General features: G+C 67.4%; 16 protein-coding genes and 3 pseudogenes. 14 read left to right on the top strand and 5 right to left on the bottom strand.

Features of this window, described 5'->3' with window-relative positions:
- Nucleotides 1-147: 147 nt before the first annotated feature.
- Together J7E91_RS16595 and J7E91_RS16590 are read right to left on the bottom strand one after the other, a co-directional pair.
- Complete coding sequence (locus J7E91_RS16595; protein WP_214904686.1) at nt 148-588, bottom strand: NUDIX domain-containing protein; 441 nt, start codon at nt 586-588, stop codon at nt 148-150.
- A 28-nt stretch (nt 589-616) separates the two neighbouring features.
- Nucleotides 617-2,383: an asparagine synthetase B gene (locus tag J7E91_RS16590; RefSeq protein ID WP_214904682.1), complete on the bottom strand. Its 1,767-nt coding sequence runs from the start codon at nt 2,381-2,383 to the stop codon at nt 617-619.
- 337 nt (nt 2,384-2,720) lie between these two features.
- Between J7E91_RS16590 and J7E91_RS16585 the strand changes: the two genes are divergently transcribed.
- Nucleotides 2,721-4,118 carry a sporulation protein gene (locus J7E91_RS16585; RefSeq protein ID WP_214904680.1) on the top strand — a complete coding sequence of 466 codons (1,398 nt, stop codon included), beginning with the start codon at nt 2,721-2,723 and terminating at the stop codon, nt 4,116-4,118.
- 163 nt (nt 4,119-4,281) lie between these two features.
- Here the strand turns inward: J7E91_RS16585 and J7E91_RS36035 are convergent, their stop codons facing one another.
- Both J7E91_RS36035 and J7E91_RS36030 read right to left on the bottom strand, forming a co-directional pair.
- Nucleotides 4,282-4,875: a hypothetical protein gene (locus J7E91_RS36035; RefSeq protein ID WP_251015773.1), complete on the bottom strand. Its 594-nt coding sequence runs from the start codon at nt 4,873-4,875 to the stop codon at nt 4,282-4,284.
- 31 nt (nt 4,876-4,906) lie between these two features.
- Nucleotides 4,907-5,305 (bottom strand): hypothetical protein, encoded by a 399-nt coding sequence (locus J7E91_RS36030; protein ID WP_251015772.1) that lies wholly within the window; start codon nt 5,303-5,305, stop codon nt 4,907-4,909.
- Between the two features lie 198 nt (nt 5,306-5,503).
- Here J7E91_RS36030 and J7E91_RS16575 point away from each other — a divergent pair, with 198 nt between their 5' ends.
- The 7 genes and pseudogenes from J7E91_RS16575 to J7E91_RS16550 all read left to right on the top strand — a co-directional run bounded on the left by J7E91_RS16575 (nt 5,504) and on the right by J7E91_RS16550 (nt 15,647).
- Entirely contained in the window at nt 5,504-5,767 is a 264-nt protein-coding gene (locus J7E91_RS16575; RefSeq protein ID WP_214904678.1) for a helix-turn-helix transcriptional regulator, read from the top strand.
- A gap of 125 nt (nt 5,768-5,892) precedes the next feature.
- Nucleotides 5,893-6,315: pseudogene (locus tag J7E91_RS37040) on the top strand (DUF6083 domain-containing protein); the annotation flags it as partial.
- Between the two features lie 90 nt (nt 6,316-6,405).
- Nucleotides 6,406-6,795 carry a hypothetical protein gene (locus J7E91_RS37035; protein ID WP_308376660.1) on the top strand — a complete coding sequence of 130 codons (390 nt, stop codon included), beginning with the start codon at nt 6,406-6,408 and terminating at the stop codon, nt 6,793-6,795.
- Between the two features lie 99 nt (nt 6,796-6,894).
- Nucleotides 6,895-8,376, top strand: coding sequence for a UvrD-helicase domain-containing protein (locus tag J7E91_RS16565; RefSeq protein ID WP_214904676.1), 1,482 nt, complete (start codon nt 6,895-6,897; stop codon nt 8,374-8,376).
- 743 nt (nt 8,377-9,119) lie between these two features.
- Entirely contained in the window at nt 9,120-13,826 is a 4,707-nt protein-coding gene (locus J7E91_RS16560; RefSeq protein WP_214904674.1) for an RHS repeat-associated core domain-containing protein, read from the top strand.
- Nucleotides 13,826-14,512, top strand: a complete 687-nt coding sequence (locus tag J7E91_RS16555) for a histone-like nucleoid-structuring protein Lsr2 (RefSeq protein WP_214904672.1) — start codon at nt 13,826-13,828, stop codon at nt 14,510-14,512. Before J7E91_RS16560 ends, J7E91_RS16555 begins: the two co-directional genes overlap by 1 nt.
- A gap of 643 nt (nt 14,513-15,155) precedes the next feature.
- Nucleotides 15,156-15,647 carry a lamin tail domain-containing protein gene (locus J7E91_RS16550; protein ID WP_214904658.1) on the top strand — a complete coding sequence of 164 codons (492 nt, stop codon included), beginning with the start codon at nt 15,156-15,158 and terminating at the stop codon, nt 15,645-15,647.
- A gap of 374 nt (nt 15,648-16,021) precedes the next feature.
- Here J7E91_RS16550 and J7E91_RS16545 read toward each other — a convergent pair whose 3' ends face one another.
- Nucleotides 16,022-16,237 carry a DUF6207 family protein gene (locus J7E91_RS16545; protein ID WP_214904654.1) on the bottom strand — a complete coding sequence of 72 codons (216 nt, stop codon included), beginning with the start codon at nt 16,235-16,237 and terminating at the stop codon, nt 16,022-16,024.
- A 242-nt stretch (nt 16,238-16,479) separates the two neighbouring features.
- Between J7E91_RS16545 and J7E91_RS16540 the strand changes: the two genes are divergently transcribed.
- The 6 genes and pseudogenes from J7E91_RS16540 to J7E91_RS16515 all read left to right on the top strand — a co-directional run.
- The gene (locus J7E91_RS16540; protein WP_214904652.1) at nt 16,480-17,139 is read left to right on the top strand and encodes an HNH endonuclease family protein; all 660 of its coding nucleotides are present in this window, start codon (nt 16,480-16,482) and stop codon (nt 17,137-17,139) included.
- Nucleotides 17,140-17,256: 117 nt separating this feature from the next.
- Nucleotides 17,257-18,249, top strand: coding sequence for a hypothetical protein (locus J7E91_RS16535; protein WP_214904650.1), 993 nt, complete (start codon nt 17,257-17,259; stop codon nt 18,247-18,249).
- Nucleotides 18,250-18,700: 451 nt separating this feature from the next.
- The gene (locus tag J7E91_RS16530) at nt 18,701-19,237 is read left to right on the top strand and encodes a hypothetical protein (protein WP_308376652.1); all 537 of its coding nucleotides are present in this window, start codon (nt 18,701-18,703) and stop codon (nt 19,235-19,237) included.
- A pseudogene (locus J7E91_RS16525) lies at nt 19,191-19,742 on the top strand (transposase); the annotation flags it as partial. The gene J7E91_RS16530 and the pseudogene J7E91_RS16525, both read left to right, overlap by 47 nt.
- Before the next feature lie 193 nt (nt 19,743-19,935).
- On the top strand, nt 19,936-20,946 hold the full coding sequence (locus J7E91_RS16520) for an IS30 family transposase (protein ID WP_214904648.1): 1,011 nt from the start codon (nt 19,936-19,938) through the stop codon (nt 20,944-20,946).
- Between the two features lie 18 nt (nt 20,947-20,964).
- Nucleotides 20,965-21,720, top strand: a pseudogene (locus J7E91_RS16515) (IS256 family transposase); the annotation flags it as partial.
- Between the last annotated feature and the right edge of the window lie 25 nt (nt 21,721-21,745).

Genomic DNA, 21,745 nt, shown 5'->3' with positions numbered 1-21,745 from the left:
ACGTCGTGGCCGAGTTCGGCCATGCAGGCCGCGTGGGTGGCGCCGAGGTAGCCGCAGCCGATGACAGTGAGTTTCACGAGCGGATGTCCTTCCGGGTGGGGCCGCCGCGGGCGGCCCCACCCCTCCCCGCCCGGAAGGGCGGGGTGTTCAGGCGGGCCGGGCGGCCAGGTAGCGGTGGATCCCGTCACGGATGAACGGCGGGATCGTGAGGATGTCGAGGTGTTCGGGGGTGAAGAACTGGAGCTTGACGCCCTCGGCGAGAGGCAGCTGGGTCTCGTCGCCGTCCCAATGGCCGGAGAAGAAGGTGATGATCTGGCCGGAGCCGTGGACGTCGCGGATCTCGAAGAGTTCGGCCAGGTCGGAGACGGTCAGACCGGCTTCTTCGTCGAGCTCGCGGACGATCGCCTCGGCCGGGGCTTCGTCGCCGTCCGCGCCGCCTCCCAGCAGGCTCCAGTGATCGGGCCAGGCGATGACGCCCGGTAGGTCGTCACGCAGGTGAAGAAGGAGTTCACCGCGCTGGTTGGCGATGACCGCGACCGCTCCGCGGGCGGTGGACGGCTGGGGGGAGGGGATGGTGTCGGATTGCATCCGACCACCGTAGTAACGGAGTTGGAGATCATGCGGCAGCCCTCACCGTCTGATCCGAAAACCAGGCGGCTGCCATAAGGGCCTGCATCCGGGAGCGGTCGAACCGGCCGCCGGGCTTCAGCCCGCCCTCCAGCAACGGCCGCCAGGCCACCGGTGCCTCCGTGAGGGCGGTGCGGATCCGATCATCGGCCCAGGCGGCGAGGGGCCCGTTCAACCAGGCGGGAACGGGGCTGGCGAAGCCGAGTTTGTCCCGGCTTCCCCAGACCTCCCGCGGCAGCCCCAGGGCTTTCGCCGCGTCCCGCAGGATGCGCTTCCCCTCGGCCGGATCGACGATCTTGTGCTCGACGGGCAGCCGGTAGGACAGCTCCACCAGGTCCCGGGCGAGATAGGGCGAGCGGCGTTCGAGGCCGTAGGCGGAGGCGAGTTTGTCGCTGGTCATCACCAGCGGCCGCCAGGCCGTGGCCAGATCGGCCAGTGTCAGCGCGCGGGCCAGGTCCCCGCCGGCCCGGCTCATCGCGCCGCCGACCAGGTCGCGGATCCGCCCCTCGGGGTCAGGGCCGCGCAGGACGAGACGGGTGACCGCCTCCGCCGGGTCCAGCGTCTGACCGGCGGTGTGCATCAGCTTCGCGGCCAGCGGCCGGTATGCCTCCAGCCCTGCGGCCAGGACGGCGTCGGGGCCGAAGAGGACGAGCGAATGACGGACGTAACCCATCAGGAACTCGTCCGGCCCCAGCCCGCCGACGACGACCTTGAGGCCGAGGTCGGACGCCTTGCGGTAGGCCATGTACTCGGAGAACGTCGACGCGTTGCCCATCGGATAGTCCAGCGCCGAGACCATGTGCGGCAGCACCGTGGTGAAGTCCGCGGTATCCGGCTCGACCACCACCAGCTCGGCGCCGATGTCGCGGGCGATGACCGCGGCGGTCCTCGACTCGTCCAGACGGTCCTGGCCCGGGTAGCGGACCGTGATGCAGACCGGCGGCCGCATCAGGTAGGCCAGCACCGAGGAGTCCAGGCCGCCCGATAACAGCAGGGCGAAGTCTCCGGCCGGGACCCGCAGCGGGACCTGCTCGGCCAGCACGACCGAGAAGCGGGCCAGGGCCTCCTTGTAGTTCCCCTCGAAGGGCTGGCGTCCTTCCAGCGACCACCAGGTGTACTGGGCGAGGGAGCCGGTAGCGGTATCGAAGGCCATCACAGTGGCGGGGGCCAGCATCTGGATGCCCTGGAAGGGGGTGTCGGCGCCGGTCGGGGTCTCGATAAAGACCATCTCGGGCCGCAGGACCGGCGGTGCACTGCCGTAGCCGGTCAGAGTGGTGACCTCGGAGGCGAACGCGAGTCGGCCGCCGTCCAGGCGCCAGTAGAGCGGTTTCTCCCCGAGCCGGTCCCGGGCGAGGAAGAGCTTGCGGACGCGCGGGTCATATACGGCGAGGGCGAACATGCCGTCGAGCCCGTCCAGGCAGGACGGTCCGATCTTGGCCCAGGCCCGCAGCAGGAAGTGCGCGTCCGACTCCCGGTCGGCAAGCTCGATCCCCCAGGCATTCGCCTGCTGGCGGAAGTTGTAGATCTCACCGTTGAAGGCCAGCAGCACCCCTGTGGGCCGGTCGAGGTAGGGGCCGGGCATGGCCTGCGGGTTGGCGATCAGCAGCGTGTTCATGGCCAGCACCGCCCGCCCGTCGACCGAGGCAGCGTGCATCGTGCCGTCCGGTCCACGGTGAGCCTGCGAGGAGCCCATCGCGCCGACCGTCATCTCGTGCCGGGAGGCGTCGCCTCCGGCCAGTCCTGCGATTCCGCACATCTGGTTCACCCCCGAGGGTGGTTGGGATGCCTGGGCGGCGGCCACCCGCCAAACGAAGCTCTCTCCAGTTCCGGCGGTGGCCTGGGCCCCTCATCACAGCGGCCGCAGACCATCCCGGGGAGGGCTCGCAGGGGGGCTCACAACTCGCGTGCGCGGTTCATTGCGGGCCCGCAGGTAATACCCTCGGTGACCCAACGCACACGGCAATCGCGTACGGATGAAAATGCTCGTGGGCTGTCGCGTACCGAGGAACGGTGCTCAGTCGCGTACGGCCTCTGTGCTCAAATCAGTACGACCTCACGTGCGCAGTGCTCCAGTAACCGGTCAGGGGGACGTCGTGGCATCGACTGTCCGCCGGAGCCGTCCGCCCAACGCGGATCTGGCCCGGCTTATCGAAGGCTGCGGTGCGAGCCACAAGTCCCTGGCCTACCGGGTCAATCAGCTCGCCCAGCAGGCCGGGATCCACACGGAGTACTCGCACACGTCCGTGGCGAACTGGTGCCGGCGCGGGATGACCCCGAAGTGGCCGGCCCCCAAGCTCCTCGCCCAGGCGATCGGTGAACGGCTGGGGCGGCCCGTCGGCCTTGCCGAGATCGGTATGGGCCAGGCGCAGACACCGGACGCGAACATGGGGTTGGATTTCCCGCGAGATCCCGCCGACGCCGTCCGCGTCGCCACTTCGTTCTGGAGCTCCGTGAACCGCCGCGACTTCCTCACCACAGGCGCCTCCGGCTTCGCCGTGTCCGCGTTCACCACCCCGGTCACCCGCTGGCTGGTCACCCCCGCCGACGAGACTGCTGACCACGACGGCAGCCACCAGGTCGGCCGCGCAGACCTCGACGAACTTCGCGAGGCCGCCGACGACGCAAGGCGCTGGGACTCCAAATACGGCGGCGGGAACTGGAAAGCCAACTCCGTCACCACCTGCCTTCAAGAGCGGGCCGCACCGCTGCTGCGAGGCTCCTTCGCCGACGACGTCGGCCGCGAACTGTTCTCCGTCACCGCCGAGCTGTCACGGCTGGCCGGATGGACGGCCTTCGACGTCGGTGAACACCACGTCGCCCAACGGCACTTCATCCAGGCGCTCCGCCTCGCCCGCGCGGGCGGGGACGTGCAGCTGGGCTGCTACGTCCTGACCACGATGGCCATGCAGGCACTCCTTCGCGGCTTCGCAAGCGAGGCCATCGACATGGCCCAGGGCGCCTTCGAGCGAGCCAAGGGACAGGCGGTCCCGCGGGTGCTGGCGTTCACCAAGCTGATCGAGGCCCGCGCTCACGCCCGGGAGAACGACCCCAGAGCCGCCTCCCGGGCCCTGGCCGCCTCCGAGACCCTGCTCGAGCAAGCGAAGCAGGACAGCGGCGACGAGCCCGCGTGGATCGACTTCTATCACCACGCCAGGCTGTCCGCAGATGCCGCCGAGATCTTCCGCGACCTGAAAAACCCCAAGGCGGCCCTGGCCTGGAACCAGCGGGCCGCAGCCATGCCGTCCGGCGCCTTCACCCGCTCCGTCGGCATGCGCCTGGCGATCGTGGGGACCGCCCACCTCCAGGCCCGCGACCTCGACCACGGCCTCGAACTGGGCAACCGGTCCGTCGACATCCTCGCCCGCGTCCAGTCCAGCCGGGCCAAGGACTACGTCCGCGAGTTCAACACCGCCCTCGCCCCCTGGCGGCGCGAGCCGGCCGTGCGTGACTTCGTCCACCGCACCCGCAAAGAACTCGGCATCGCCGCCTGAACACCGCACAGGTCCAGACGCCACCAGGCAATCAGGCGGGGACCGCCAGTCCGTGCACCGCCGCCGGACGGAAATCTCCGGCGAACGGCGTCACGCAGCAGCCGGCCCGACAGAGGGCTGGACACCGGCTCCTACTGGGCTCTGATGGGCGGTTGTGACCATGTCAGGTCCCAAGTTCCCAATGAAGATCCTCTGCCGCCGGGCACAGTGCCCATGTGGCGACTGCGCCCGTGGTGACGAGCTGGTCGAGGGTGGCGAAGAACGCGTGAAGGCTCAGGCCGCATGCCCGACGAACGCGGTCGGCTTCCGCGACCCCCTGGAGGCTTTGGGGTCCGAGGTAGGCGGCCAGAGCCAGTTTCGTCAGCCGCGCTGTCGCAGGCAGCCGCCGTGCTGCCACGCACGAGGCCGTACGGGCGGCCCAGTCGGCGGCCCGTTGGCGTTCTGGGCGGCCGGGGGCCTGAGCCAGGATGGCGATATCGAGCAGCTGGACGCTGATGCCGGTTCGGTGAGGCTCTGCAGCGCTCTGTGATTCCCTGCGCAGCCAGTGCATGGCTTCGAGCTCATGCCAGAGCGTGAATTCGTGCGCGAGGCGCATGCTGCGCAGGAGTCCGACGGGAAGCTGCACCCTCCCGACGGTGTTGGCGCGCAGCGCACACTGAACGGCCAGCAGTCTCGCCCCGGCGCCGGCGGAGGAGGGCAGGGCCGAGGCGAGATAACTGAGCATCTCCTGCACCCGGATCTGCTCCGACGGGCCCAACTGTTGCCTCTTGCGCTGCGCCCTCCTCGAATCAGAGGCGGTACCGGGATGTTGTTTGTGTGTTGCGGTGAGAACGGTGTCGGGGACGACGGCCGCGTGCGGGGTAGCGCTGGCGCAGGCCGCCGCAGACGTCGGCCAGGCGCCAGATGCGACCGCCGCGCTCGCGGGTCAGGACGAGCAGGACGGGGCCTGAGCAGCCGCGGTGGCGGGGGTGCCAGCGGCAGCCGCGTTCCTGGCACTGGCAGGTGCGCAGATGGGCCGGGAGGACGTCCCTGCGGGCATGCCGGGCCAGATGAGCTAGGGCGGCGGGCCGTGCCGCAGTCACGCGCACGGTCTGTCCGCCCGATGAGCAGATCGGGCAGTAGAGCACCGGGCCGTGCTGCTGGGGGCGTAGTTCCACGGTCCAGGTGCGGGGCACCGGTGGGTTCATGGTGCACAGCCTCATCGTGCGCGCGTTCCTCCTGCCTCCGGCGCGGTGCCGGCCCACTCCCGTCTGCCTCGGTGGGGGAGCGGGGGTCTTGGCCGCACCGTAGTGCAGACCCCTGCCCTATGCGCGGTGCGGTCGCCTGCGGAAATAGGGCAGAGGTCTGCACTGACAGGGCAGGGTTCTGCACCGTCGGATGGGTGGGTGACGATCTTCCCGCCCGACCCGAACCTCCCCGCCCTCCGTCTGGAGCTCGCGCGGCTGAGGAGCGAGCGCGGGTGGACCTACGACGAACTGGCCCGCCGCAGTGGCCTGTCCAGACGCACCCTCATCGAGATCGAGCAGGGCCGCACCATCGGATCCCTCAACACCTGGCACGCTCTCGCCCACGCGTTGAGCGTCTCCGTCGACCACCTCTTCTCAACCCTCTGCGACGGCCATGCGCCGCCTGCCGAAGCGGCCGAATAGCTTCCCCACCACCGCTGCCACCGGATCACCCGATCCGGTCACCGCCGTAGCGCAGATGTGCGGCACATGCGCACCCGTTCCCAAACATTGGGCCGTTCGCAGGACAGGGGCGGCACGGTCGCCGCATGTGCGGCGCGTCGCCTGCCACCTTCACGGCCATGTGCTCCACCACCACCTCACCCGGCCACCCCACACCCCCCGGGCCTGTCGCTGCCTGCCGCCCGCGCGCCCTGCGGATCCACCCGGACAGCCCCAGCCGGCTCCTGCGCTCCGCTCAACTAGCCCGCTGCCACGACTGCGGTAACCCCATCCATTGGTACACCCGCGTCGATCAGCAACCCATCGCCTTGCACCCGCAGGAACTCAACGCCACCGCGGTCCCTGCTCCCTGCCGATGGCATGTCCATTCAGGCATTGCCCATCCCGCAGGCGACGGAACCGCCTGGTGCCGGATCACGCACCGCACCCTGTGCCCCGCGTACGAGAACACGACACCTCTCGCCCCGCAGTTGACCGAACTGCGCAGACGCCTCGCGCTGCGCACCCGCCGGCTGCTCGACACCGGCACCTTCACCCCGCCGCTGCCCGGTCCGTCACCAACTTCAAAAACCTCAGTCTGCAGGCCGACCCGACCCGTTGTGCAGATCTTTTACGCCCGCTACCTGGCGGCCCTTCCGGTCGACGCGATTCAGTGCATCGCCCAGACCCGTCGACGTGACCGCTGCCCCTATCCCGTCCTGGCCCCGGATACGCCGGCAGGGGAGTGGGCCCTCCTTCCCGTCACAGCCCCCAAACGGCACGGAAAGCTGGCGCCACTCACAGCCAACATGGCCATCTACGACCTCACCCATCTGTCCTACGCCGAACAACTGCGCTGGCGCACCCAGCACTGCCCCGCCCACGCAGCCGCACCAGACGTCGCACACATCGCCCTCGCCGACTGGGAAGTCTTCGACCCGCGGCTCCACCACCAGCACGTCCACACCCGCCTGCCCGCCGCCGCCCGCAAACGCAGCAGACGGTCATGAGCCCAGCTCCTCAACCGGTCGCCAATGGTTCACTCCACAGTCGCCCGGCGCTCAGACCACCCACGTATTCGTCCCACCCCTACAGGGAGCACTCGGGTGTTGAACCCTACCGATGAACAGGCCGCGGCTGCTGACGCCTTTACCGCCGGCGACCACTTGGCCCTGCAGGCCGGCGCGGGCACAGGCAAAACCAGCACGCTCGTCCTGCTCGCGTCCTCCACCCCGCGCCGCGGCCGCTACATTGCCTTCAACAAACCCATCGCTCTCGACGCCGCCAAGCGTTTCCCTCCCACCGTCACCTGCAAAACCGCCCACGCCCTCGCCTACGCGGCGATCGGCCACCGCTACGCCCGCCGCCTGGGTGGCCCCCGCCAGGCCGGCTGGAAGACCGGCATGGCCCTGGGCATCACGAAAAGTGTCCGCATCGGAGAACGCGACGTCTCCCACAAAGCTCTGTCTCACGCAGTGCTGCGCACGGTGACGCGCTTCTGCCACTCCGCCGACCCCGTGATCACCCGCTACCACGTCCCCCGCCTGCGAGGCCTGGAGGGCACGGACCTCCACGCCGAACTCAGCAGGGCTGTACTGCCGTTTGCCCACAAGGCATGGGCGGACCTCCAGCATTCCGACGAGGGAAGCGTCCGCTTCGACCACGACCACTACCTAAAGATGTGGGCCCTGTCCGAACCGAAGATCGACGCCGACTTCCTCCTGCTCGACGAAGCACAGGACACCAACCCCGTCCTCGAACAGGTCTTCACCGCTCAACGCGCCCACGCCCAGCTCGTCATGGTCGGCGACTCCGCCCAGGCCATCTACGGGTGGCGCGGCGCCCGCGACGTCATGACCGGCTTCGACGGCAGAGCCCTGTCCCTGTCGCAGTCCTTCCGCTTCGGTCCACGCCTTGCCACTGAAGCCAACCGGTGGCTGACGATCGCCGACGCCCCCATCCGTCTGGCCGGCACCACCACCATCCCCACCGAACTCGGCCCGGTCGACCACCCCGACGCAGTGCTGTGCCGCACCAACGTGGGCGCCATGACCGAAGTCATGAAGCACCTTGCCGCAGGTCGACGGGTGGCGCTGACGGGGGGAGGGGACTCCCTGCGGGCACTTGCCACCGCAGCCTGGGACCTCAAGGAAGGACGTCGTACCTGGCACCCCGAACTGCTCCTCTTCTCCTCCTGGGGTGAGCTGCAGGACTACGCCGAACACGACCCCGCCGGAGGTGACCTGCGACCGTTCGTCGATCTCATCGACCGGCACGGAACGCAAGCTGTCCTGGCCGCGGTGGACCAGCTTGCCCCCGAAGCGCAGGCACAGGTCACCATCTCCACCGCTCACCGGGCCAAGGGCCGCGAGTGGTCGAACGTCAGGATCGCTGACGACTTCACCCCTCCCAAGGACACCAGCGAACAAGACGCGAACGGTGCCCCGATTCCCGGCCCGATCGACGACGCTGAAGCACGCCTGGCCTACGTCGCGGTCACCCGCACCCGCGACTGCCTCGACCTCGGCGGCCTCTCCTGGATCGACCGCCACCCAAACGGCCACGCACATACGCCGCAGACCAGCGCCTGATCACGGAGCAGGGGCCATCGTTCTTCGGTGAACCACACCACCCGCGCGGGTGAGCAGCCCGGCGTCTTGGGCAACCGGCGGCCCATACAGCGCTATCCATACGTTCGTGATCAGGAACCTGCTGCGCGCCGCTACGGCCGCCGCGCTCGGATGCCGCCCAGCGGCGACGTCCACTGCCAGTACGCCGCCAAATGGACCGGGACCAAGCTCCGCTGGGACCTGACTGTTGGCCCGCAGGAACAAGCCGAACTCCTCAACCTCGCCGAGCGGTGCCCGACCACCGACGTCCACTTCGAACCCGCCCCCATAACGAAACACCAACAGCCCTTGCCCGGCCTTGTCGGCGACAGGGCGCGTTCTCATGTCCTTGGAGCACCCGCTGCGGAGCAGTGGCCGGGCGCTCATTTTGGGGGCACGGTGCCGGTTCGGCACCTGCCCGTACGCGCAGCCGCCATGGACGAGACCGGCCAGGAACCGGAAGGAACTGCCGCGGCCGGACGGCTTCCTCCGTTACTGCGGAGCTCCGCTTCTTAGCCTTTAGGTGGCCCGGCGACCGCTTCATGCCGAAGGTCCGTCACCCGGGGTTTGGACGCCGCCGGGTCTGGATTCTGACGCTCTGAAAGAACGGAGGCCGTGTGGGGCTGTTGGTCGATCAGTTACGGTGCAGATTCGCGTATGTGATGATCAACAGCGATCGGTGGGGTGTGCGCGCGCTGGCGTCTTACGGGGGAGGTTGACGGGGGATGGGCTACGTTCTGCCCGGCTGGCTGGATGAGATTCTCGATTTTATCGGCATCAGTTGGCCGAATGTGGATGAGGATGACTACCGCGAGATGGCTGATGCCATGCGGGAGCTTGCGGATGACTTCGAGGACCATGCGGGCGAGGTGAACGGGGCGGTGGGCCGCCTGCTGTCTTCCAGCGAGGGCATGGCGGTGGACGCCCTGGCGGAGCACTGGGGCAAGGTCAAGTCTTCGCATCTGGAGCAACTGCCTGAGGTGGCTAGGTTGTTCGCGGATGCCATGGATGTGGTTGCGGACGTCATCTACGCCATGAAGGTCAAGGCCGAGATCGAGCTGGGGGTGATGGCGGCCTCGGTGGGCATTTCGGTTGGCCTGGCGTTTGTCACCGGCGGTTTGTCAGCGCTGATCGGTGCGGCGCAGATCACGGCGATGCGGGAGGTGGTGCGCCGGATCATCAAGGAGGCCGGCGACCAGATCGTGGACCAGGTGCTGGCCATGGTGACCGAGCCGGTCGCTGCCAAGCTGGAGGAGATGGTCTCGGACGCTGTCCTGGAGCTGGCCACGGACGCCCTGGCATCTGGGGGCGAAGGCGGCAGTTCTCCGGGCTCCTCCGACATGAACCTCAACTCGGCGGGCGGCTCGGGAGGCGGTGGTATCGGGCCGGGCAAAACTGGGAACCTGCGCATCGACCACGACGAGTACGAGAAGGGCGCTGGCCACCTGGACCGGGTCAGCAAGGACTCCCTCGCCAAGCTGTCGGGCCCCTTGGACCGCGCCCACGGCGCGCACGGCCGCACCCGCGGCAAGGACCCCTTCACCGCGCCCATCGATGGCGTGCTGGACGGCGCCACGAAGGGCATGAAGAAGGCCGTCCGGGCGGTCATCAAGCACACCGGCGAGACGATGCCCAAGAACGTGCGGGACAGCTCGCGCAGGCACAAGTCCAATGAGCGCGGCACGGCCGACGCCCTGGACAAGATCCTCAAGGATCGGGACGGGAAGGGCGGCCCCAACCCACCATCCAGGGGCGGCGATGCGCCCGGCGGGCGCAAGGGGGCGGCCGGGACCAAGCCGGATCTGCTGCGCAAGGCGCGCGATGACCCGCGCCGGCATGGCGTTCCGATCAACATGCGGAAGTGTAAGAACGACCCGGTGGACGTGGCCACTGGCCAGATGATCCTTCCGCAGACCGATCTCAGCCTTCCTGGAGTCCTGCCCCTGGTCCTCAAGCGCACCCATGTCTCGGACTATTCGTTCGGTATGTGGTTCGGTCGTTCCTGGGCCTCGACGCTGGACGAGCGGATTGAGGTCGACGTCCGCAACACGGCCGTGTGGGCCCGCGAGGACGGTTCGCTGCTCGTCTACGATCAGCTGCCGACCCCACAGCAGCCGGTGGTGCTGCCCCTCGAGGGACCTCGAATACCCCTGCGTCGTGTCAGCCCACTCGGCGCCCCGGAAATGGAGTTGGCGGTCACCGAGCCGCAGTCGGGGCTGACCCGCTACTTCTCTCGGCCGTCCACTGAGGGCTGGCAGCTGTGGCTCACCACGATCGAGGACCGCAACGGGAACCAGATCGACGTCCACCGGGATGCGTCCGGCATGCCGCTCTCGGTCACGCACAGCGGTGGCTACGACGTCACGATCACGGGGGACCGGCACCTCGGCCGCATTCGTGAGCTTGCACTGCGCACGCAGGAAGGGGACGAGGACACGGTACGTGTGACGGCGTACTCCTACGACACGGTAGGAAACCTCGACGGGGTGACCAACTCCTCCGGGCAGGCCCTGATGTTCAGCTATGACACTGAGGCCCGCATCGTCGCGTGGACCGACCGTAACGACTCCACCTTCCGTTACGTGTACGACAATTCGGGCCGCACGGTTCAGACCATCGGTCCCGATGGCTATCTGTCGTCGATGTTCGCCTATGACGCGGAGCGCCGGGTCACCCGCTACACCGACTCCACCGGCGCCACCACCACGTACTACCTGGACCAGCGGCTTCAGACCATCGCCGAGGTGGACCCCCTGGGGCAGACCACTCACTTCGCGTACGACACCCGGGGCCGACTCCTTGAGCAGACCGACGCGTCGCTGAGCAACGTCACTCGCTTCGAACGCGACGACCACGGCAACCTCATTGCACTGATCGCCGTCGACGGGGTCCGTACCACCGCCGAGTTCAACGACTTCAATCTGCCCGTGGTCGTCACAGAGCGCGGCGGCACGCAGCGCCGTTTCAAGTACGACACCAGGGGAAACCTGACTGCCGTCACCGGTCCCGACGGCGCCCTCAACCAGTACGAGTTCGACGAGTACGGCCACGTGACCGCCGTCCGCAACCCGGCTGGCGCGGTTACCCGGATGCGGAACAACGCTGCCGGGCTGCCCATAGAGATCACGGCGCCCGACGGCGCTCGCAGCACCTTCTCGCGCGATGCCTTCGGTCGCATCACCATGGCCACCGACGCCCTCGGCGCGACAGTCCGCCAAGGCTGGACCACCGAGGGCAAGCCTGCCTGGCGTGAACTGCCCGACGGCACCCGCGAGGAGTGGACCTGGGACGGCGAGGGCAATCTGCTCAGCCACACCGACCGCACCGGCCGCACCAGTACTCACACCGCCACCCACTTCGACCGACGTGCCACCACTCACAGCAGTGACGGCGGCGAGTACCGCTTCACCCACGACACCGAGCTGCGCCTGACCACCGTCACCAACGCCCAAGGCCTTGAGTGGCACTACCACTACGACGCGGCCGGCCGCCTGATATCCGAGACGGACTTCGACGGGCGCACCCTGACCTACGAACACGACGCACTCGGACGCCTGATCCGCCGCACCAACGCCGCCGGTCAAACCCTGACGTACGAGCGCGATGTCCTCGGCCGCGTCCTGCACCTGCGCCACGACGACGGCGCCACCTCCACATTCGCCTACGACGCAACGGGCCACGTCGAACATATGGCCAACGCCCACGCCCGCATCGACCTGGAAAGAGACCGGGCGGGACGCATCGTGACCGAAAGCGTCAACGGCCGGGCTCTGACCCGCACTTACGATGCCATGGGGCGCCGCACCCACCGACGCACTCCCTCGGGCGCAGACAGCACGCTCACCTACGGTGAACGCGGACTGATCGCCTACACGGCAGGCGAGCACACCTTCCGCTTCGAACACGATGCCCTGGGCCGCGAAACCACCCGCACCCTCGACGACACCCTCACCTTGCACCAGGACTGGGACCCCGTCGGCCGCCTCGTCCACCAGTCCTGCACCAGCCCGCACGACACCCTGCTCGAGCGCTCCGTCGCCTACCATTCCGACGGCACACCGCACACCGTCGACGACAGCCGCTATGGCCGAAGCACTTACACCGTCGACGAAGCCGGTCGGATCACCGCCGTCAGCGCACACAAGTGGAGCGAGCGCTACGCCTACAACCCTGACGGCGACCAGACGCAGGCCACGCTCCCCGCCCAAGCCCCCGGCCAGGATGCCGCCGGAGAGCGCCACTACACGGGCAGCCGCATCACGAAGGCCGGACGGACTCACTACCAGTACGACGCGCAGGGCCGCCTTGTCGAACGCCGCACCACCACGCTCAGCGGCAAGACACTCATCTGGTCCTTCACGTGGGATGCGGAAGACCGGCTCACCCACGTTCGCGCTCCCGGCGACACTCACTGGCGCTACCTTTACGACGCCCTCGGCCGCCGTATCGCAAAGCAGCGCCTGGACCACGAAGGGCATATCGAAGAATCCACCACGTACTGCTGGGACGGCGGCCAGTTGGCCGAACAGCAGAACAACGGTGTCACTCTGGTGTGGGACTACCTGGGCCTGCAGCCTCTGGCGCAACGCGAATCCAAGGCCGACGAGGCCCAAGAAGAGATCGACCGCCGGTTCTTCGCCATCGTCACAGACCTCGCCGGAGCCCCCAGCGAACTCATCGGTCCCGACGGAACGCCGACCTGGCGCGGCCGCAGCACCGCCTGGGGCGCGACCCAGTCACACCGACACGCCACTGCCTACACACCGCTGCGATACCCCGGTCAGTACTTCGACCCGGAAACCGGCCTCCACTACAACGTCAACCGCTACTACGACCCCGACCTCGGCCGCTACACCTCGCCTGACCCCCTCGGTCTGGCTCCCGCCGTCAATCACTACACCTACGTCCCCAACCCCTTCACCCTGGCCGACCCGCTCGGACTCGCGGGTTGCGAGAATGATCCCACCTGGGGCGGACGGGTTGTCTTCGTTCGGGACGAGCACGGCCGCCCGTACGAAATGCACGCCACCGTCACCCGCGACATGCTCGACGAAGGGACCCACGCCGACAACAGACTGCGGCCGCCCGGTTTCGTCCACGGAACAGACCACAACCAAGCCCGCGGACACCTGCTGGCCCGGATGCTCGGCGGGTCCGGCGACACACTCGATAACCTGGCCACCCTCACGCAGAACCCCACGAACAGCCCTGACATGCGGGACCTCGAGCAGTCCATCTATAACGCCGTGTCCCCCGATGACGGCGAGATCGTCCAGTACAGCGTCTACCTCGAGTACACCGACGACAATAAAGACTCCGTGCCCAAGTGGATTCAGATGGAAGCGGAAGGTAACAAAGGCTTCAAACTTGAGGAGACACTCAAGAACCCTGACCACGCCGCACAACAGGACCGACGCCGCCGAGGAATCTAGTGACTGCCTTCGAATCTCTGACCCGACTCTGCTCGCCACCCGCCAGCGCGCCTCGCCCCGTCGAATGGCGATCTGTAGAGGCCCAACTCGGCATTCAGCTCCCCACCGACTACAAGGAACTCGCGACTACCTACGGTCCGGGGCGCTTCGCCGACTTCATTCACATCTACCATCCGCACGGTTACACCCCATACGTCGACCTTACCGGCCCCATGCCCACCAAGATCCGTGCCCAGCTGCAGAGGGACTACGACCAGGGCACACACCCCGTTCCGTATGACCCCCGGCACTTGTTCACCATGGGCGTCACCGACAACGGTGAATACCTCTTCTGGATCACTGACCCACAAGACACCCCCGACACTTGGCGGATTGCCGTCAACGAAGCTCGCGGACCCCAGTGGTTCACCTTCGACGGCACCGTGACCGAGTTCCTCGTGTCGGTGCTGAGCGGGGAAACGGCCGTACCTCAGTTCCCGCAGGGCCTCCTTGAACGGCCGCCCAGCTTCGTGCCTTCTGATCCCAGCGCCTGGACTCCGCCTCCGGCTCCGGCCCGAGCCCCTGTCAACACGAACGAAATCCGGGAATGGGCCCGAGACAACGGTTATGAGGTCCCGCTCCGCGGACGCATCCCCGCACCAGTTCTCGACGCATGGGAGCAGGCCCACCGAGGAGATGAGTCGTAGAGCTCTGCCCCATGGGCGTGCTTCACCAGATGCTCGTGTGAGTGGGGACAGAACGCTCGTCGATACGCCTGCCGCACCGTCAACCGCCGCAAGAGCCGACTGTCTCGTAAGCCCGATATTTCACACTACACCTGGACTGCACCACCCCGGACGGAACCGACTGGCAGTACATATACGCCCCCCCGGCCGCCGCACCCGCAACACCGCCTTGCCGCCGCCTGAGTCACTGAATCCGTCCACTTCACCTGGGACGGCACCCGCCTCGCGGACCAGAGGTCAACACGGGCTGAACTGGAAAACAGGTACTGAGGGGGAGCGACAAGGCATGGGCGGGTGGCAAAGCCCTAGACGACTGCGGTCCCCTATGGCGGCCGCTCGAGCGGCGGCGCTCCTGCCCGCTTCCTTGTCAGTGCGTTCCGTCGGCAAACTCTGCCAGCGGACACATTCCTGCGCTGGGGTCCGGCAGAGCGTGTCAGTCGCAGGCGGGAACCGGCGTGGGCGCGATGGGCGCACAGAAGCCGGCGTCGGCAGCTGCGCTCATCGGAACGTTAGCCACCCGATCAGTTACTTGAAACGCAATCAGAAGCTCGCCGTCTCGGTAAGCTTCTGCCGCTCATCAGCACTCTCGAGGGGGGACCTCACCTTGCGCATCACCCATGCCGCCATCGCCGCTGTCATTACGGTCGGATCGCTCGCCGCTCTGACGGCCCCGGTTCAGGCCGCCGAGTACTCCTCCGCATTGAAGGTCCGCGGTATCCAGTACGACGCACCGGGCCGGGACTCCAACAGCTGCTCGACGGGTAACACCCGTGAGGAGTACCTAACGGTCAAGAACTACTCGTCGACTGCGACCGTGAACCTCAAGGGTTACGTCGTCAAGGACGCGGCAGGCAACCGCTTCGCGTTCACTGCCAACCACTACCTGCAGCCTGGCGACTACGTGAAGCTCCGGGGCGGCAACGGCACCGACTCCGACGCCAACAACGTCGTCTACCGCGACAACTGCAACTTCATGTGGAACAACGACCGCGACACGATCTACCTCTACAAGCCCTCCGGCAGCCGCGCGGACGTCCACTCCTACAGCAAGAGCGGCAACGACCGCGACGGCAACGGCTACATCACCTTCCACTAAACCCGCTCACGCTCCCCTCACCCGGCGGTGAGGGGAGCCGAGCGCGTCACTGCGGGAGGGCGGCGACCGCGTACTGGGCCGAGCAGCACGCCTGGCCGAACGCAGTCGCGCACGCGAGCCACCCTCCGCACCGGCGTGCGCCGGCCGCAGGGCGAAGTTCACCGAGGCCGCTGGAAGGCCGCCGCCCCCGGCTGGGGCAGGAACAGGACCTGCACCTGTGCGGTATGTGTAAGAGCCGGGCCGCCGACGCCGCGCCAGGGCCGAATAGACCGAACCTGAGTGCCAGCAGCAGAAGACGCGCTCAGAAGGCCAGGGGCTGGCGCTCGGTCTTCCGTACCTGGCCCTGCCCGGGGGACGCACCGGGGGCGGCGCCCTTACATCATCGTGCCTAGGCGTCGGATGTCCGCGTAAATGCGGGCCTTCACCCCAGGAACTCCGGGCTCGCGGCGTACTGGGGCGACGCCGGAGGTCGCCCACCATTCCCCGAGGCCAGCCATGACAGCGTGGACGGTTACCTCCTCGTCGGCGGCGGTGATGTCCAGGACGACTAGGCCGGGCTGGCTGACGTGCTGTTCGTCGATCTTCTCCATACTCTTGGCCGACGCTGCCCTGGCCTCCAGTGGTTCGCAGGGCGCCCGTATCCACCCGTATGTGTCGTCCGAGCCTGCCTGTGCGGCGACCCGAATTGTGCCGGATGGCAGTTGGCTCGCTTTCGAAGACAGGGGTGGTGGGCGCAGCGGCATCGTTTCTGCGGTGAACCGCACCACCCGGGCGAGTGAGCAGCCTGGCGTCTTTGCCCGCGGACTGGGTGCGCGCCGGTATCCATGTGTTCGTGATCAAAAACCTGAAGTGCGCCGTCACAGTCGCAGCATTCGCCCTCCTTCCCGTGACCGCCTCCCAGGCGGCCTACGCCGCGGAGACGCTTCCGCTCAGCGTCGCGGTCCACCAGCTCGAGACCGCCGATGAATCGCGTGAGGGGTACACCCGTGACAAGTTCCGCCACTGGAACGCCGGCCAGAACTCTTCGGACGGCTGCAACACCCGCAACGAGGTACTGATCGCGGAGGCAGTCGAGCCTCCAACGGTCGGCCCCGGGTGCAAGCTGACCGGTGGCACCTGGTGGTCGTACTACGACGCGACCACCGTGTCCGGCCCCTCCGGCCTGGACATCGACCACATGGTGCCCCTCGCCGAAGCATGGGACTCCGGCGCATCAGCCTGGACCGCGCAGCGCCGCGAGGCATACGCCAACGACCTGGGCGCCCCCACTTCGCTGGTCGGCGTCACCGCCCGGTCGAACCGCAGCAAGTCCGACCAGGACCCCGGCACCTGGATGCCGCCCGCCGGTGAAGTCCACTGCCAGTACGCCGCGGAATGGACCGGAACCAAGCTCCGCTGGGACCTGACCGTCGACCCGCAGGAACAAGCCGAGCTGCTCGACCTTGCCGAGCAGTGCCCGACCACCGAAGTCCACTTCGAGCCCGCCCCATAACGAAAAGCGGTTCCAACGCGACGTGCAGGCCCGCGTACGCGAGGCAGAGGTCTCGACCCAGGCACTTCAGCAACGGACAGTCGCAACCTCGGCGCGCATCCCGGCTACCGTCCTGGCATGGATGATGCACTGACCTACGACCGACTCTTCGCTGGGGCCCAGAAATTCGCACAGTTGGCGCTCCAGGCGCACCGGGACGGGGACGAGGAGGTCTTCGTCTTGCACGCCGGAGTCAGCTTCGAGCGGCTCATGAAAGCCGCACTATCCCAGGCCAACCCGATGCTGCTCATGGAGTCAGCCAAGCACTCTGATGCACTGCTCTTGCGATTCGCCGGCATAACACCGTCCAAGAGCCACAAAGACGACGATCGCTTGCGCACCATCAGCGCGTCAGACGCTCTGAAGAGGGCCAGGGCAGCGGGGTGGCTGAGCCAGCACAAAGAGCTTGACGACTTGATCGAACTGAGGAATGGCGTTGCCCACCTCGGGCACACGCCGTCGGAAAGTAACGACATCCTGGCGATCTTCGCTCGCTCGACGAATTCCCTGCTCGACCACCTTCATGAGGACCAGTTCGAATACTGGGCGGACTGGAGCAGGACGATCGAGATCTCCATCAACGAGCGGCTGGCGAAGGACGAGAAGGAGGTCAAGCGTCGTATCGAGCAGGCGAAGCATCGTTATCAGCAGCTGATCGACTCTCTCCCGGGCAAGGCACCGGAAACCTTGCGGCTGGAGAGTTACGTCGTTCCCAAGTCCATGGAACTTTCAGCGCGGAGGGTGGGTCTGGTTGTGGGAAGGGCGATGTGTCCGGCCTGCACCAACGGGTGCCTCGTCGTGTTCAAACGAGATCTCATCGGAGCCGGGGAGCCGGAAGAACGAGAGGCCTCAGTCGTACTGTTGTACTGCCGCGCATGTGCACTTCAGCTGAAGGGGGCGACGGAACTCGCCGCAGCTGAAGTAGACCTGTCGGAGGTCGATCTTCCCGATCTCGAGCCTGAAGTCTTCGAGGACGTTCTCACTCACCTCGCGCTTGCAGAACCTGACGCGACGTTCAAAGACCTCCCGTTCCTGTACGAGGGGCCCGTGCCCGATGTGGACTCACCCTGATCGCCCCAGCGGAGGGGCGTCTGGTCTGGGGGTGAGGTGTCTGTGAGGGCGTTAGGGCAGCGGGTACAACCAAGATCGTTCTTGCCCAATTGGGCAAGAACGATCTTGGTTGGGGTGGCCAGCCAGCCAACCGCCGCCCGGCGTCAAAGCCGTTGATACGGGGTGCCGTCGGCCCTGCAGCGTTCCCTACGTGTTCCCCGTACTGAATCCCCTACGGTGGGCTCCACCCATAGCGGGCCCAGCCGTCCGGTTCGCCGGCGGCCGGAGAAGCATCCGTGCGAGGGAGCCCGGTCATCGACTGGCCCGGCGCCGGTCGCGCGGGGCGTGCCTTGGCCGTAGGCAGGGAGATGCAGCTGCGTCTGCTGACGGGACCGGGCGGGCTGCGATGCCCCATTGTCGGGGAGCCGTGCCACCTCCGGGGGCGGCACGGCTCCCTACCCTGAGCGAGGGCGTGGTGGTGCTGCGTCCGCCGGTGGAGCCGATGCTCGCCCAGGCCCGGGAGACCGTGCCCGGCCCCGGTGTCCTGCCCGGTGGGCTCGCGTTCGAGGCCAAGTTCGACGGCTACCGCGCGCTGCTGTTCACCCCGCCCCGACCAGGCGCTCCGGTGCTGCTGCAGTCCCGGCGCGGCAGCCTGATCCAGCGCCACTTCCCCGACCTCACCGCCGCGGCGGCGCAGCTCCCTTACGGCCTGGTCCTCGACGGTGAGCTCGTCGTGTGGCACGAGGGGCGGTTCAGCTTCGAGGCGCTCCAGCGCCGCGCGGCCTCGGGCGGGCGCACCGTCGAGCAACTCGCTGCCGCCTACCCCGCGCACTACATCGCCTTCGACGTCCTGCAGGCGGGCGAGGAACTGCTGAACGAGCGGTACGAACACCGCCGCGCCATCCTGGAAGCTCGGGACTGTAAAACGTTCGGTGTAACTCCCGATCACGGAAGATGCATCGATGACCAGCAACAACATGACCGAGGCCGAGTCCATCGAGCCGTCTGAGACTGCGCCGGCGAAGTCTGTGGACGACAGGCTGATCGACGAGCTCGTGGGCCGGGCTCAGGCCCAGGGCTTGCAGTTGACAGGCGAGGGCGGACTGCTCCAGCAACTGACGAAGCGGCTGCTGGAGTCCGCTCTCGAGGGCGAGATCACCGACCATCTCGGCTATGACAAGCACGATCCGGTCGGGAAGAACGGCGGCAACTCACGCAACGGCACCCGCGCCAAGACCGTGCTCACCGACGTCGGCCCGGTGGAGATAACCGTGCCCCGTGACCGCGACGGTTCCTTCGAACCGAAGATCGTCAAGAAGCGGCAGAAGCGTCTGTCCGGCGTGGACGAGATGGTGATCTCGCTGGCGGCGAAGGGCCTGACGACCGGCGAGGTCCAGGCCCACCTGGCCGAGGTCTACGGCGCCGAAGTTTCCCGCCAGACGATCTCGACCATCACCGACAAGGTCCTCGACGGCATGGCGGAATGGCAGAACCGGCCCCTCGACGCCGCTTGGGTTCTATCGGTGGTTGCGAACGTATCTGAAGGAGAGCGTTCGCATGCCGAGGTACGCCCACAACAAGATGCCGACTGCTGCGAAGAAGGAGTACTTCGAGCTGCTGCGTCAGGGCCATAAGGGGGCTGCGGCAGCGCGTGTGGTCGGGGTCTCAACCAGCTGTGGATCGCTGTGGTTCATCGATGCTGGGAGCATGATCGTTCCGGACCCGGGCCCTATATCACCGCGCTTCCTCACACAGGACGATCGCATCGCCATCGGCGACGGCCTGCACGCGGAGCTGCCGGTCAAGGAGATCGCCGCCTCGATCGGCAAGAGCTTCCAGAGCGTCTACCGGGAGATCCAGCGAGGCAGCAAACCCAACGGCCGCTACCAACCCTGGTGGGCCCACAACCAGGCCCTCCTACGCCGCAAGCGACCCAAGGCGGAGAAGCTCCGGGACAGCGAACCGCTTCGGACGACCGTCCGCGAGAAGCTCGCCGAGAAGTGGTCACCCCAGCAGATCTCACGCTTCCTCGCCCGCGCCTACCCGGGCGAACCGTCGATGCGAGCCTGCCCGGAGACGATCTACCGAGCCCTCTTCGCCGGCCTCCTGGGCCGCAGAGACGGCAAGCTCCGCACCGGCCGGACGCGACGCAGGAGACAACGGCGCGGTGTCCCGTCACCGAACAAGATCAAGAACATGACGTTGATCCATCAGCGGCCCGCTGAGGTCAACGACCGTAAAATACCGGGACATTGGGAAGGGGATCTCATCATCGGCCGCGGCCAGGGGTCGGCCATCGGCACCCTGGTCGAGCGCACCACCCGCTATGTCCAGCTCATCCACCTGCCCCGCGGCTGGAAGGCCCCGCAGGTCCGCAATGCGATCATCATGCAGACAGCCCACATACCGCCCCAGCTGAAGCGGACGCTCACCTGGGACCAGGGCCGCGAGCTGACTCTGCACCAGGAGATCGAGGCTCTCACCGGCTTCCGGATCTACTTCTGCGACCCGCACTCACCCTGGCAGCGCGGCACCAACGAGAACACGAACGGCCTGCTGCGGCAGTACTTTCCCAAAGGCAGCGACCTGTCGATCCACTCCGCCCGCGACCTCCAGGAAGTGGCCCTCCAGCTGAACCACCGACCCCGCCTCGTCCTCGGCGACAGGACTCCCACCGAGGCCATGAAAGGATGGCTCACAGGAGCATTGACCAGCTGATTCGCAACCACTGATGGAAACCGCCCCGTCTATCCCGTGATCTTCATTGACGCCATCCACGTGAAGATCCGCGACGGCGCGGTAGCCAACCGGCCCATCTACGTGGCCCTGGCGGTCACGACCGAGGGCCGGCGGGACATCCTCGGGCTGTGGGCCGGCGACGGCGGCGAGGGCGCCAAGCACTGGATGCACATCCTCACCGAGATGAGGAACCGCGGCGTGGGCGACGTCCTCATGCTGGTCTGCGACGGGCTGAAGGGTCTTCCCGACGCGGTCGAGGCCGTCTGGCCACGCACCACCGTCCAGACCTGCGTGGTCCACCTGCTGCGGAACTCCTTCCGCTATGCCGCCCGCCAGGACTGGGACAAGATTGCCCGCGTCCTCAAGCCCGTCTACACCGCGGCGACCGAGGAGGCGGCACTCGAGCGGTTCTCCGAGTTCGCCGATTCCTGGGGCCGGAAGTATCCGGCGATCGTGCGGTTGTGAAAAAACGCGTGGGAGGAGTTCACCCCGTTTCTCCGCTTCGACACCGAGATCCGCCGCATCGTCTGCACGACGAACGCGATCGAGTCCGTCAACGCCAGGATCCGGCGGGCGGTCAAGGCCCGCGGCCACTTCCCCAACGAGCAGGCCGCCCTGAAGTGCGTCTACATGGCGATCATGTCCTTGGATCCCTCCGGCAAGGGCCAGGCCCGCTGGACCATGCGCTGGAAGACCGCGCTGAACGCCTTCGACATCACCTTCGACGGCCGCCTCTCCGCAGCCCGTCAGTAACCCCAACAACCTGAGTTACACCGTT

Source organism: Streptomyces sp. ISL-99, from assembly GCF_018614005.1.
In the GTDB taxonomy this organism is placed as follows: Bacteria; Actinomycetota; Actinomycetes; order Streptomycetales; family Streptomycetaceae; genus Streptomyces; species Streptomyces flavidovirens.
The sequence above is the reverse complement of the archived record's forward strand: the minus strand, read 5'-3'. Positions and strand labels throughout refer to the sequence as shown.

What these genes read in the sequence shown, in the direction of transcription:
- J7E91_RS36030 (WP_251015772.1), bottom strand. Translation starts at nt 5,305, where the DNA reads ATGAACCCACCGGTGCCCCGCACCTGGACCGTGGAACTACGCCCCCAG.
- J7E91_RS16545 (WP_214904654.1), bottom strand. Translation starts at nt 16,237, where the DNA reads ATGGAGAAGATCGACGAACAGCACGTCAGCCAGCCCGGCCTAGTCGTC.
- J7E91_RS16595 (WP_214904686.1), bottom strand. Translation starts at nt 588, where the DNA reads ATGCAATCCGACACCATCCCCTCCCCCCAGCCGTCCACCGCCCGCGGA.
- J7E91_RS16560 (WP_214904674.1), top strand. Translation starts at nt 9,120, where the DNA reads ATGGGCTACGTTCTGCCCGGCTGGCTGGATGAGATTCTCGATTTTATC.
- J7E91_RS16520 (WP_214904648.1), top strand. Translation starts at nt 19,936, where the DNA reads ATGATCGTTCCGGACCCGGGCCCTATATCACCGCGCTTCCTCACACAG.
- J7E91_RS16535 (WP_214904650.1), top strand. Translation starts at nt 17,257, where the DNA reads ATGGATGATGCACTGACCTACGACCGACTCTTCGCTGGGGCCCAGAAA.
- J7E91_RS16590 (WP_214904682.1), bottom strand. Translation starts at nt 2,383, where the DNA reads ATGTGCGGAATCGCAGGACTGGCCGGAGGCGACGCCTCCCGGCACGAG.